Origin of the sequence: Paenibacillus gansuensis (assembly GCF_042684925.1) — a bacterium.
Taxonomy (GTDB): Bacteria; Bacillota; Bacilli; order Paenibacillales; family DY6; genus Paenibacillus_N; species Paenibacillus_N gansuensis.
The window spans coordinates 304380-317282 of the sequence record NZ_JBHUME010000007.1 but is presented as its reverse complement, the minus strand read 5'-3'; the positions used below and the strand labels follow the sequence as shown (position 1 = coordinate 317282).

The following is a 12903-nucleotide window of genomic DNA, read 5'->3' as shown; positions in this document are numbered from 1 at the left end:
ACATCCCCTCCCGTCTTCCTACCCCGCAAATAAGGCCTGCAGCGCTTTCTTCATCAACACATCCACGCCGTCCGTTTCCGCATCTACCTGCCCGCGGATCGAGCTCCATGCCCGGTCCGTCTCAGCATCCGTATATCCTAACGCCATCAGCGCCTCTTTAGCTTCATACCAGGCATGCCCGCCTGCATAATCCAAGCGGCTGTCGGCAATGGCAGCATCCGAGCCTGCCGAAGCTTCCCAGCCGGCTAAAGGCAGCGCCGAGAGCTTGTCCTTCAAATCAAGAATCATCCGCTGAGCCGTCTTCTTACCGATGCCCGGCAGCTTCGTTAGGAAGGTCACATTCTCCTGCTGAATCGCAGCGACCACAGCTTCCGGCCGGCCGCCGGACAATATGCCGAGTGCCACGCGGGGGCCGATTCCGGATACATCCAGCAGCCGGCGGAACAGCGTCTGCTCTTCCCGGGTTTGAAAGCCGAACAGAAGAATGGCATCTTCCCTTACGCTGTGGTGAATGAACACCGTGCACTCTTCCTCCGCTTTCGGCTGAAAAACAAACGGGTTCGGGCAGAACACCCGATACCCTACACCTTGTACGTCCAGTACGATATATTCCGTTTCCCGGTGCGCCAATCGTCCGCGCAAAAAGTCGATCATCGTTTATGTACCTCATTCATCTTGTTCATTAGTACGGCTGAATGCGCATGGCAGATCGCCACCGCAAGAGCATCCGCAACATCGTCGGGCTTCGGGACCGTCTGCAGATGCAGGAACAGCTTCACCATCTCCTGGACCTGTTTCTTCTCGGCCTTGCCGTAGCCCACTACAGCCTGCTTCACCTGAAGCGGCGTATACTCGCCGATTTGGAGTCCTTTTTGCACTGCGGCAAGAATCATAACGCCTCTAGCCTGTGCCACGGTGAACGCGGTCGTCACGTTGCGGTTGAAGAACAGCTTCTCAATCGCCATCGCGTCGGGCTTATACTTATCAATTAACTGTACTGTGGAATTATACACTTCAAGCAGCCTTACTTCCGGATCCGTATGCGCCTCGGTCTGAATGCTTCCGTATTGGACGGGAACGACCTTATTGCCGATTTTGTCAATAAATCCGAAGCCTACGATGGCAATACCCGGGTCAATGCCTAATACTCTCAACCTGCTCTCTCCCATCTTGCGCAAAAACAAAAAAACAAGCGAACATATGTGTTCACTTGTCCATTATAGCAGAAACCTTATGGGTTGAGAATCCATTTTGCCTCCCGGAAGAAGCAGCCAGTATTATAGAGGGCCTATAGGTCCTGGCTCATCACCCGTTTCGCTTCCTCCACTGCGAAATCGCTGAAGGTCGAGATAACGCTGTTATACTCGTCTACATCCGACACTTTAATCCCGCTGTACAGCTGTTTTAACGTCTCTTCCGGCAGACTGCTTTCCATTTGCTTGACATCCAGTTGAAAGAAGGTCCGGACCGCTTTTTTCTCCCCTTTTTGCGTATCGTAAAGGGTTAAGTTGCCTTTCTCGTCCATTCCAATAAATGCGTTATCCTTGCAAGCCGGAGAAAGGTCTTGGATCTGTTCCTTTACATGAAGCGTTCCATCCGGCGCCATAACTGCACTGTAACGCGGATTTCCAGTAAGCATGGAGATGATCTCCTGTGTGTCTTTGTTACCTACCGGTGTACTTTCCGTGCCGCATAAGTATTCTTTGTCCATGATCACCGGAACCGTCCCCGAAATCCGGCTTAGCGTCTCCACTGTTCCTTCGGTCACTTTATCGACAACGGGTTCCTCCGACGAACGTTTGGCAAAGACTTCAGCAGCCTGCTCATCACCGTTTTGCGACAACGCCCACACCAAGCCGGCGGACAAAAGCAGGAAGCATCCCAGCTGCAAAGTGCGGCGGGCGCGGCGGAGCCTTTTCTTCAATTGCTTGTACAAGTTGGTAAAAGTCAAAATAATCCCCTCTGTCTGTTTTATTCTAGGCGCCTGTTGGTTTTTATTATCATTTTGCCCAGGAGCGCGCAGGTTATTCCAGACGATGGGGAGTTGCTGTACATAAGCTTGGCACGGGCGCAAAAAAGCGCCCTTTCGGGCGCTTTAGCAAACGGAGAAACCGTTATACGTTCGTCCAGGGATTATTTTTTCCGGACTTCGGTTTGGCGGTGTTCCTGATTCGGGATTTCCGTTTTTGAACAGTAATAAATGCCTTCAATTGATCCGACTCGGACTGGCGCTTACGCTTTGGCCTTGAGTCCGTCTCAAATGAACCTTCCTGTTCCGCTTCATTCGTAAATTCCTCGGAAGCAAATTCGTCCGATGCCCTATCTTGAATCAGGGACTCTTCCCTGAAACCTTTGGATGCTCCTTTGACTGCCCCTTTGGTCGCTCCTTTGACCGCCCCTTTTGCTGCGTTTTCGACGATGGGCGCATTCGCGTTTTCATATGGACTGAAATTTGCAAATTGGCTCAAATCGCCCCCGAATGCGGCAGGGATAGAGGAGGTGCCCGGATTCATGTAGCCCGTCATACTATACTCCGGTGTCACACCGGAAGCCGCCGGGAAGCCCTGAGCCGAATAGGCAGGGGCTGCTTGTTCAGGAAGAGCGCCATACCCGTATGGACTTGCGCCGTAAACAAAAGGCTCCATCGGTGTAGGAAAGCCATAATAGGGAGGTACTGGATAACTGCTTGGTCCGCAGCATCCCGGCATGGTTTGCGGATAAGGAATGACTGGTAGCTGAGGCTGTGCCGAGCCGTAAGGCATACCGTATTGCTGTCCGTAAGGCTGACTATATTGCTGACCATATTGCTGGCCATATTGCTGTCCATCTTGCTGGCCATATTGCTGACTATACTGCTGATCATATTGCTGGCCATATGGCTGACTATATTGCTGATCATATTGCTGGCCATATTGCTGGCCATATTGCTGTCCGTAAGGCTGACTATATTGCTGATCATATTGCTGGCCATATTGCTGACTATATTGCTGATCATATTGCTGACCATCTTGTGGGACATATGGCTGGCCATATGGCTGACCGTCGGAAAACGCTCCAAAGGCTGGCTGAGCAGTACTCTGAAGCTGTTCCGATCCCGGGAATCCTCCATAGAATGTCCCCGATCCCGGCACCTGGCCTGCACCGGGGGCTGTTCCCTGGTAGAGTTCCGAGCCTGTGACCTGGCCTGTTCCGGCTGTCGTTCCCGGAAAGATACCTGGTGCCGGAACAGTTCCCTGCAAACTGCCTGCACCTGGAATAGCTGCTCCGGGTACTCCGGCTCCAGGTACGCTGCCGTAATACGACCCTAAACCCGGAAATTGGCCAAAACCTGCCCCGCCGTATGGAGACAAGCCTGGCAAGGAAGGCATGCCTTGAAAACTTCCGCCATATTCACTTCCCCCAGTACCTAGACCTGCGGCCGTTCCTGATCCGGGGCCAAAGCCTGGAGCCCCGTATATCTGCATACCTTCACCTTGCGCTTGAGGGACTGCGCCATAAGGCTGTATACTTCCACCTTGACCCTGCGCTGTCCCATAAGGCTGTATACTTTCACCTTGACCCTGCGCTGTCCCATAAGGCTCCATAACGCCGCCTTGCCCTTGCACTGACCCGTAAGGCTGAATAACGCCACCTTGCCCGTGCACTGACCCGTAAGGCTGAATAACGTCACCTTGACTCTGCGCAGTCCCGTAACCCGATGCTGCGCCAAAATCTGGAGAACCAGGCGAAATGCCCTGCATCATCCCAGTGCTTTCCGCTTCGGCAATTCCCGGATAATCGTCCGGGTTCCACGATTCGTGCTGGAGCTCCGGCACTTTGGGCATGTCATAAAACGACAGCGCTTCAACCGCCGGAATCTGCGTCTGCGCGAACAAGTCTTGAGCTTGATCTCCCGTTTCACCAGGAATGGCATCGACGCTCCCCGACTGCTGTCCTCCCTCCGATAAGGCGGCAAGCTCCCCTTCCTCCATCGAATCCGTCTGTACCGGCGATCCTGCCGGCAGCGTAGCGGCCGGTCCGCCTTCCGGCGCGACCTTCGGAATGTTCACTATCTCCCCGAACAGGAGGGCGTTCGGGTTTTTCAGCTGGGGATTCGCCTTGATCATATCGGCGAGTGGGACATTATACTTTTTGCCCAGCTGATATAACGAATCTCCTTGAACCACCGAATGCGTGTGCACAATTTCGTAGGACGGCGGGGCTGCAGGCTTCCCCTTAGGAATTTTCACCTTCATCCCTACATCGATCTGATTCGGGTCCGCAATTTGCGGATTAGCGTCGATGATTTGCTGCAGGTCCACCCCGTACTTTTTGGAGAGCTCATAGAGGGTGTCCCCGGATTTTACAATATGGATTTTCACGCACAGACCTCCCATTGCTTACTAGACATTACTACATTGTATGCTTGCTCTGGGCGATAGACCTCTTTTGGCGCAAAAAAATATCCTCCGCCTTTCCCGACGGAAAGATAGAGGATACAAAAGCTTCCACATTATGAAAACACTTTGACGCCGTCGACAGTAACGATGCCGCGGAACTCCTGCAGCAAATGCGTTGTAATCGGTCCCGCCTGGCCGCTCCCGATGATCCGGCCGTCCACTTCACGTACAGCGATAACTTCCGCCGCAGTGCCGGTAAAGAATACCTCATCTGCGACATAAACGTCATGAAGCGTAAAAGGCTCTTCTTTAAGCTTGTAGCCCAACTTCTCGCATAATTCAATGATCGCAGCCCTCGTAATGCCTTCCAGGGCACCGATATAGCAAGGGGGAGTAAACACGATTCCATTCTTGACGATAAAAATATTATCGCTGGACCCTTCCGCTACGTAGCCTTGAGCATTCAGCATGATCGCTTCGCCAACATCGGCCAGATTCGCCTGAATTTTCACCAAAATGTTATTCAGATAATTTAACGATTTGATCTTCGGATTCAGCGCATCCGGAATGTTCCGCCGAGAAGAAACGGAAACGGTCTTTAAGCCTTGGACATAAGCCTCTTCTGGATAGATGGCCAACTGCTCTACGATAATAACTACGCTCGCAACAGGACAACGGCGGGGATCCAAGCCCAGATTGCCCGTACCTCGGGAAACAACCAGCCGGATGTAGCCGTCTTTCATGCCGTTCCGGCGAATCGTCTCTACCAAAGCCTGCTCCATCTCTTCGTAAGAAAGCGGGATGTCCAGCATAATGGACTTGGCCGAATCGTACAGCCTGTTCAAATGTTCTCTGCATTTAAAAATGTTGCCGCCGTAAATCCGGATTCCCTCAAAAATACCGTCGCCGTAGAGAAAGCCGTGATCGAACACCGACACAACCGCCTGCTCTTTCTCCACAAACTGCCCGTTTAAATAGATTACTTGAGACATGCACCTTGCACCTCCGTTAATATGTCCGGCTGCAACTATGTATAGTTTGGATAGGAGCCCATGACCCTCACCTGACAGCCGATCGCCTCGATCTCCGCCAAAGCCGCCGGAAGCAGAACACTGTCCATCGGAGCTTCAATATCAATATAAAAATAGTAGCTCCCCAGTTTCTTCTTGGTCGGCCGGGATTCGATCTTGGACAAGTTGATTCTGCGCCACGCAAATGCGGACAACACCTGATGCAACGCGCCCGGGAAATCTTCAGGCAACGTAACCAGAATGCTGGTTTTGCGCTCGGAAGGTCGGTCCAAAGCGAGCGGTTCACCGCCGGCAAGCACGAATCTGGTAAAGTTGTTGTTATGATCCTGAATTTCCTCGTACAAAATATCCAGTCCGTGCAGCTTTGCCGCAGATTTCGTACCGACTGCCGCAAAACCGCGGCCCGGCCCGTTTCCTTTCACCAGCTTGGCGCCTTCAGCCGTAGTTCCTGTCTCGACCAGTTCGGCCTGCGGGATGACACTACGGAGAAATTGCCGGCATTGGGCAAGCGCGGTTGGATGAGAAGCAATCTTTTGAATGCCTCCAAGCTTTGCTTCTGCGGACTCCCCGGGAAGCATCGTTAGCTCTGACGAGAACCCGATGAGATTCATCGTAATGCGGTAGGCCCATTCCGCCTGGATAGGCAGATTCACTTCATGAACCAGCCAATCCAAGTGCAGGCTGACCGAACCCTCAATGGTATTCTCCACCGGAATGACGCTGTAATCCGTCACGCCGTTGACTGTAGCCAGGAACACTTCCGATATGAGCTTATAATGATGCAGCTCAACTTGTTGTCCGCTGTCGTCCAGCAGATGCCGCACGGCCTCTTCAGAGAATGTGCCCGGTCCGAGCAGGGCGACGCGTATCATAGCTGCACCTGCCCTTCCCAAAGCTCTTCAAACGGCACGCCGCTCTTTACGTGGCCGCTTCCGTAGACCTGTACGCCGTCAACATCCGGCTGCAGCCGCAGGATGCGGGCCTCGATGCCGTGCCGGCGCAGCGTGTCCCGCAGGAACCGCTCCAGGCCGGCCTCCGTGCCGCCGGCCTGATCGACCAGCGCCAGCAGCGTCGGACCGGCGCCGCTGAGAGCTACGCCTAACGCGCCGTGATCCGTCGCTTCGGCGAGAATCTCGTCCATGCCCGGAATGAGCTGCGAACGGTACGGCTGATGCAGCCGGTCCTTCATCGCATGACGGATCATGTCCAGGTTGCCCGTAGCCAGGGCTGCGGCGAGCAGCGACGAATGAGCGACGTTAAAAACAGCGTCCTTCATCGAAATTTGCTGCGGCAGCACAAGGCGCGCCTTTTCCGTCGACAGCTTGAACTCCGGAATGGCGACAAGCACCCCCAGCTGTGCCGGCGGATTCAGGCGAATCGCATTCGCCCGCTCACCGTCCCAGCTGGCCACGACAATGCCGCCGAACAAAGAGGCGCCGACATTGTCGGGATGCTGTTCGAGCGAGGTCGCCAGCTCGAACAGCTGTTGCTGCGTCAGCGCCTCTCCGATGAGCGCATTGGCCGCTGCCAATGCGCCTACAATCGCCGAAGCGCTGCTGCCGAGCCCGCGTGTCAGCGGAATGTCGCTGTACATGGAAATCTCAAGTTCCGGATAGTGCACGCCGGCTTGTTCAAACACCAGCTGGGCTACCTCGTAGATCAAATTTGTTTTATCCTTAGGCACGCCTTCCATCTGGTCCCCATATAGATGGAACCGGGTTTCTTCGGCGAAACCCATCTCAATCCAGGCATAGACATTCAGCGCCATGCCCAAAGTGTCAAAACCCGGCCCCAGATTAGCCGTGCTGGCCGGTACTCTGACACGCACTCTCCTGCTGTTCATTATAAGACACCTTCCAGTTGCTTGTTTTCCAGTTGGGCGATCGCCGCCATTACCGCTTCTGCGGAATCCTCCACAACCAGCGGTTCCGCATCGACGCTCTTGATGGCTACGTTCGGATCTTTCAAGCCATGGCCTGTCAGCACGCAAACCACCGTCTCTCCGCCCTTGAAGTAGCCTTCGCGTTTCAGCTTCATCACGCCGGCTACGGAAGCAGCCGATGCAGGCTCTGCAAAAATACCTTCACGCGAAGCAATCGTACGGTAAGCGTGAAGAATCTCTTCATCCGTTACATAATTAATCTGTCCGCCGGACTCTTCCGCTGCCTGCACAGCCGTTTTCCAGCTGGCTGGATTCCCAATACGGATGGCGGTAGCAATCGTCTCCGGATTCGGGATCGGCTCGCCTTTCACAATCGCCATGGAACCTTCGGCTTCAAAGCCGATCATGCGCGGCAAAGAGCTGATTTTGCCGGATTGGTGATATTCCTTGAACCCTTTCCAGTAAGCCGAAATATTGCCCGCATTGCCAACCGGAATCGCCAGCACATCCGGCGCTTTGCCCAGCTGATCGGATACTTCGAAGGCAGCTGTTTTCTGGCCTTCAATCCGGTAAGGGTTGACGGAGTTTACCAGCGTAATCGGTTGTTTAGCCGTAATTTCACGGACGATCTCCAGGGCGCGGTCGAAGTTCCCTTCGATGGCAATGACTTTCGCTCCATAAATCATCGCCTGCGCCAATTTGCCCAAAGCGATATTGTTATTCGGAATTAGCACGATACAGTTCAACCCGCCGCGCGCCGCATAGGCAGCAGCTGCCGCAGACGTATTTCCTGTGGAGGCGCACATGATCGTACGGCTGCCTTCTTCCATGGCTTTCGCAACGGCCATGACCATGCCGCGGTCCTTAAAGGAGCCCGTCGGGTTCAAGCCTTCATATTTGAAGTAAAGATCCAGCCCCAGTTCCTCGGAAAGATTCTCCGCACGCACCAGCGGCGTATTCCCCTCATGAAGCGTCAGCATCGGCGTATCGCTGTTTACCGGCAAATAGTTTTTGTAAGTCTCCAATAACCCCTGGTATCTCATGAAAGTTACTCCTTTAATAAAATGGATAATTACCCTTCTACGCGATAAACGCTCTTAATCTGATGAATAACTTCCAATCCTTCAAAATGCTTCAGCACATTGTTCATATTCGCTTTGCTCGCATCATGCGTAACAATGATGATCTCAGCTGACGGATTGCTTGGATTCGGCTGTTGCAGGACGGACTCCAGGCTGACTTCGTACTCCGCGAATACTTGCGTGATTTGAGCGAGAACCCCTGCTTTGTCGGCAACATGCAGTAAAACAAAATATTTGGAAGCGATCTGCTCGTCGGTTTTCAGCTTCTTTTCTTTGTAAGGTGCCTGTGCACGCTGGCCGTTGACGCCCAGCTTCATGTTCTTCACTACCGCCACCAGGTCTGCGACCACGGAAGTAGCTGTCGGCAGTTCACCTGCACCCGGCCCGTAAAACATGGTCTCCCCTACTGCCTCACCGTACACATAAACCGCGTTAAATACTCCGTTAACGGATGCGAGCGGATGAGATTTCTTGACCATCGTCGGCTGGACGGAAACGGAGATCAGGTCGTCCTGGCGCTCCGCGATGCCGAGCAGCTTCACTTCATATCCAAGGCGTTTGCCGTAGAGGATCTCCTCTTTGGTTACCTGGGAAATGCCCTTTACAGCCAGATCGTCCAGTGAGACGTTAGCGTGGAAACCTAACGTTGCCAAAATGGTCATTTTGCGTGCCGCATCCAAACCTTCCACATCGGAAGTAGGGTCGGCTTCCGCATAGCCGAGGGCCTGCGCTTCTTTCAAAACATCCTCGTAAGCAGCGCCTTCCTGGCTCATTTTGGTCAAAATGTAGTTCGTCGTTCCGTTCACAATCCCCATAATTTTCGTAATCCGGTCCGAAGAGAAGCCTTCCGACAAAGTACGGATGATCGGGATTCCGCCGGCAACGCTCGCTTCATACAGAACGTCGCAGCCTTTTTCTTTGGCCTTCTCCAGAATCTCGGTACCGTGCAGCGCCATCAAGTCCTTGTTTGCCGTCACGATATGCTTTCCCTGCTCCAGCGCAGCGAGAATATATGTTTTGGTCGTTTCCACTCCGCCCATCACTTCTACAATCACGTCGATGTCCGGGTGGTTAATGACTTCCCATACGTCTTCGGTCATCCGGTCTCCGTCCACGGCAATGTTTCTCGCTTTGGAGCGGTCCTGTACGACAATTTTCTCTATGACAATCGGCGAACCTACTTGGCCGAACAAATCTTCCTGATGATTTTCCACGATTCGAACCACGCCTGTACCGACTGTTCCCAAGCCTAGCAAGCCTACCTTAATTGATTTCATGTAAATATCCTCCCGTTGCTTATGAAATATATATTTCTTTACACTTTCTCCGTTAACCCTGCCCTATCACATTCGCGCGCTTGACGCCGTCCTGGGTATTCAGCGTATCAAGCATCGCCGACAGGCGGTCTACCATATGAGAAGTATCCACCGAAATGACGACATTGGCAAGCCCCTGAAGGGGAATTGTCTGGTTGATCGTAAGCACATTGCCTTCAAACCCTGCTACCAGCGCGAGTACTTTCGATAAAATGCCGGAACGGTGCTCCAAATCCATGGAAATCGTTACGATTCTCTCCCGTTCCAGTTTGTTCAGTGTAAATACGCCGTCTTTATATTTATAGAAAGCGCTGCGGCTCAAGCCCACCTGCTCCACCGCTTCATGAATGGTCTTCACTTCATTGCGGGCCAGCAGGTCTTTCGCCTGCAGTGTCTTGAGCAGCGCTTCAGGAAGAATATCTTCCCTGACTAAATAAAATTGCTGCTTAGGTACCGACACGTCCGATACGTCCTCTCTGTGGAGACTTTTGTACTCCTATAGAGGACATTATATAGAAGAACACGGCCACTTACAATAGGTTCACGGAAATTCATGAGGATGTCCATGCTTTTTCTTGGTATCAATTAATACTAAAAAAGACCCCCATAGGAGTCTTTTGCGATATGCAAAATTAATTCGCTTTACGGTTGGTCCCGGAGATACCTGCCGAACTATGCGCACCCGTTAACAATGCAAGCCGCTTCTCCCCTTCCCTGCGCTGAAGAAGCTGCCGCGCAACCATAAATCCTTCTTCGTACGTTTGAACCCGTTCAAACCAGACCAGCCTCATGCCTGTATTCAAAATAATATGTTCCCTCTCCACTTCCAGTTCTTCCGCATCGTGCCCCTGCAGGATTCTAAGAAAGATCTCCATCTGCTGTTTCTTCGTCCTCTTCATCAGCGGTTCCCTCCGAAAGCCCAGCAGGAGCGGGTCCACAACCATCGTCTGTTCCACACCTTCAGTAACTCTTCTTACCATACTGCTTTTATGCAAGGGCAGATTTTCCGAACCGTCCATTCCCTGAATAAAGATTGCACTCTGAAATCCCGCTTTGGAAAAGAGTTCGCAAGGCTCGGCTTCGTTACGGTCCTTTACTCCTGTAACGAGAGTCCGTGACTGCAGCGGATTCAGCATCCGTTCCACGGACTCCGCGATTGTAGGAATCCCTATTTGCCGTTGAACTGCCCTTAACTGGGCAAGAGGCGGGCATACTTGTTCCGATCGGAGGAAACCGATCCGGTTGAAATGAAACTTCTCTTCCCATGAAGAGTGGCTGCTTGCTTCTGCCCACCCTAATTCGGTCAGCAGCTCGCCCGCGGTATATCCGCCGTCAGGAGCACTTTCCACTCCGCCCTGAAGGACGATAGGTATGCCAACGGAAGCCAGCAGAAGGCTGACAACCGTTTCAACCGGAAAGTGGGACTTTAAGCGTACGCCCTCAACGGCGTAAACCGAATCGGAGAAGGATGCATAAGGCTGTATGTACTTTCGGAATACATCGGCAAACGCTCCTGCTTCTGCACTGGATTCTCCCCTGATCCGAAGTGCGGTAAGCAGGGAAGCGGTTTGCGCTTCCGAAGCTTCTCCTCTGGCAATGGCATGGGCCGCCGCAACCGCCTCATCGTAACTAAGATGTCTCGAGTGGCCGTTTCCAGGCACTAAAGGCTTTATCCATTGCTTCATACACAATCACCACCCGCATATTATATAAAGTAACTTAACAATATCCTTAATATCACATTTTTCGTATTATGTTAGGTTATATAACATATATAATACATGCAGACCGTTGGGAATTCAACCAGTCTCCACGTAAAAACTACGGAACATTCATTTGTTAATAGGAACGCTGCCAAAAAAAAGCTGCCCTTAAGGGCAGCCTAGTCTTGTTACTCATATTCCACAAATTCGAATTCGTAGCTGCCGATCCGGATAATCGTACCGTCCACGGCACCCCGCTGACGCAGCGCGTTTTCTACGCCCATGCGGCGCATAATTGTAGCGAAACGCTGCAGCACGTCTTCGTATTGCAAGTTATAACGCTCAATGTAGTCCTCCAGTTTGCGGCTTTCCACGATATACATTTCGTTCTCTCGCCGAATCGTGAACTCGTTATCATCCTTCTTCTTGTCCATCCGGTAGATTTTGCGTTCCTGCACATCCGCCACTTCTTCCACTTCAGGGGTGTCAGGTATAGCATCCAGCAAATCGGCGGCACGGTAAAGAATGTTCTGAACGCCCTGTTTTGTTACGGACGACATTTCATAAATCTCAACCTCGCCCCATCCGGCTTCGTTCATCTTCTCCCGGAACGCTTTCAGGTTCTCTTCCGCATCCGGCAGATCCATCTTGTTCGCGGCTACGATCTGCGGCCGCTCCGCCAGCTTGGCGTTGTAGAGCTCCAGCTCCTTGTTAATCTGCACATAGTCCTCGAACGGATCCCGGCCGTCGGTGGCGGCCATGTCGATGACGTGCAGAATCACACGGGTTCGCTCTACATGCCGGAGGAACTCGTGGCCCAGCCCTACCCCTTCATGGGCGCCCTCGATCAACCCCGGCAGGTCGGCCATCACGAAGCTCCGGCCGTCTCCCACCTCGACCACGCCTAAATTCGGCGTAATCGTCGTAAAATGATAGGCGCCGATTTTAGGCTTCGCGCCCGATACAACGGATAACAGCGTCGATTTGCCTACGCTTGGAAAGCCGACCAGGCCCACATCGGCCATAACCTTAAGCTCCAGGACGATCCAGCGTTCTTCGCCTTCTTCCCCATTCTCGGCAATGTACGGGGCCGGCGTGCTAGCTGTCGCAAATCGTGTATTTCCTCGTCCTCCTCGTCCTCCGCGAGCCACGATGACTTCTTGCCCGTGCCGCGTCATGTCGGCGATAATTTCCTGCGTATCGTCGTCGATCAGCACGGTTCCGGGCGGGATCCGTACATACATATTCTCGGCATTAGCGCCGTGCTGCGTTTTCGTTCCGCCGCGTTCTCCCCGTTCCGCTCTAAAGTGCTTCTGGTATTTAAAATCGACGAGTGTCCTTAAACCCTCGTCCACTTTGAAAATAACGCTGCCGCCCCTGCCGCCGTCTCCGCCGGAAGGTCCGCCCTGCTCCACATACTTTTCCCGTCGGAACGAGACGATTCCGTCGCCTCCGGCCCCGCCTTTGACGTTAATCTTCGCTTTATCTACGAACATGCTGTTTCTTCACC

12 protein-coding genes are annotated in these 12903 nt (G+C 52.9%); all 12 read right to left on the bottom strand.

The window, feature by feature from the left end; translation table 11 throughout:
• Window positions 1-18: 18 nt before the first annotated feature.
• The gene (ruvA, locus tag ACFSUF_RS09170; protein ID WP_377602272.1) at window positions 19-654 is read right to left on the bottom strand and encodes a Holliday junction branch migration protein RuvA; all 636 of its coding nucleotides are present in this window, start codon (window positions 652-654) and stop codon (window positions 19-21) included.
• Window positions 651-1154 (bottom strand): crossover junction endodeoxyribonuclease RuvC, encoded by a 504-nt coding sequence (gene ruvC / locus ACFSUF_RS09165; protein WP_377602270.1) that lies wholly within the window; start codon window positions 1152-1154, stop codon window positions 651-653. The genes ruvA and ruvC overlap by 4 nt, the downstream gene beginning before the upstream one ends.
• Before the next feature lie 134 nt (window positions 1155-1288).
• The gene (locus ACFSUF_RS09160; protein ID WP_377602269.1) at window positions 1289-1951 is read right to left on the bottom strand and encodes a BofC C-terminal domain-containing protein; all 663 of its coding nucleotides are present in this window, start codon (window positions 1949-1951) and stop codon (window positions 1289-1291) included.
• A gap of 163 nt (window positions 1952-2114) precedes the next feature.
• Entirely contained in the window at window positions 2115-4361 is a 2247-nt protein-coding gene (locus ACFSUF_RS09155; RefSeq protein WP_377602268.1) for a LysM peptidoglycan-binding domain-containing protein, read from the bottom strand.
• Window positions 4362-4492: 131 nt separating this feature from the next.
• Entirely contained in the window at window positions 4493-5371 is an 879-nt protein-coding gene (gene ilvE, locus ACFSUF_RS09150) for a branched-chain-amino-acid transaminase (RefSeq protein ID WP_377602267.1), read from the bottom strand.
• A 35-nt stretch (window positions 5372-5406) separates the two neighbouring features.
• The gene (gene pheA, locus ACFSUF_RS09145; protein WP_377602266.1) at window positions 5407-6282 is read right to left on the bottom strand and encodes a prephenate dehydratase; all 876 of its coding nucleotides are present in this window, start codon (window positions 6280-6282) and stop codon (window positions 5407-5409) included.
• Entirely contained in the window at window positions 6279-7253 is a 975-nt protein-coding gene (thrB, locus tag ACFSUF_RS09140; protein WP_377602265.1) for a homoserine kinase, read from the bottom strand. The genes pheA and thrB overlap by 4 nt, the downstream gene beginning before the upstream one ends.
• A complete protein-coding gene (gene thrC / locus ACFSUF_RS09135) occupies window positions 7253-8335 on the bottom strand; it encodes a threonine synthase (protein WP_377602264.1) in 1083 nt (360 codons plus the stop codon). Before thrC ends, thrB begins: the two co-directional genes overlap by 1 nt.
• A 29-nt stretch (window positions 8336-8364) precedes the next feature.
• Window positions 8365-9651 carry a homoserine dehydrogenase gene (locus tag ACFSUF_RS09130; protein WP_377602263.1) on the bottom strand — a complete coding sequence of 429 codons (1287 nt, stop codon included), beginning with the start codon at window positions 9649-9651 and terminating at the stop codon, window positions 8365-8367.
• A gap of 52 nt (window positions 9652-9703) precedes the next feature.
• A complete protein-coding gene (locus tag ACFSUF_RS09125) occupies window positions 9704-10150 on the bottom strand; it encodes an ACT domain-containing protein (RefSeq protein ID WP_377602261.1) in 447 nt (148 codons plus the stop codon).
• 172 nt (window positions 10151-10322) lie between these two features.
• Complete coding sequence (locus tag ACFSUF_RS09120; RefSeq protein WP_377602260.1) at window positions 10323-11375, bottom strand: anthranilate phosphoribosyltransferase; 1053 nt, start codon at window positions 11373-11375, stop codon at window positions 10323-10325.
• Between the two features lie 206 nt (window positions 11376-11581).
• Complete coding sequence (gene obgE / locus ACFSUF_RS09115) at window positions 11582-12889, bottom strand: GTPase ObgE (RefSeq protein ID WP_377602258.1); 1308 nt, start codon at window positions 12887-12889, stop codon at window positions 11582-11584.
• Window positions 12890-12903 lie beyond the last annotated feature (14 nt).

Excerpts from the sequence above, each read along its gene's own strand:
- ruvA (WP_377602272.1), bottom strand. The coding sequence starts at position 654 with ATGATCGACTTTTTGCGCGGACGATTGGCGCACCGGGAAACGGAATAT.
- ilvE (WP_377602267.1), bottom strand. The coding sequence starts at position 5,371 with ATGTCTCAAGTAATCTATTTAAACGGGCAGTTTGTGGAGAAAGAGCAG.
- pheA (WP_377602266.1), bottom strand. The coding sequence starts at position 6,282 with ATGATACGCGTCGCCCTGCTCGGACCGGGCACATTCTCTGAAGAGGCC.
- thrB (WP_377602265.1), bottom strand. The coding sequence starts at position 7,253 with ATGAACAGCAGGAGAGTGCGTGTCAGAGTACCGGCCAGCACGGCTAAT.
- thrC (WP_377602264.1), bottom strand. The coding sequence starts at position 8,335 with ATGAGATACCAGGGGTTATTGGAGACTTACAAAAACTATTTGCCGGTA.
- ACFSUF_RS09130 (WP_377602263.1), bottom strand. The coding sequence starts at position 9,651 with ATGAAATCAATTAAGGTAGGCTTGCTAGGCTTGGGAACAGTCGGTACA.
- ACFSUF_RS09120 (WP_377602260.1), bottom strand. The coding sequence starts at position 11,375 with ATGAAGCAATGGATAAAGCCTTTAGTGCCTGGAAACGGCCACTCGAGA.
- obgE (WP_377602258.1), bottom strand. The coding sequence starts at position 12,889 with ATGTTCGTAGATAAAGCGAAGATTAACGTCAAAGGCGGGGCCGGAGGC.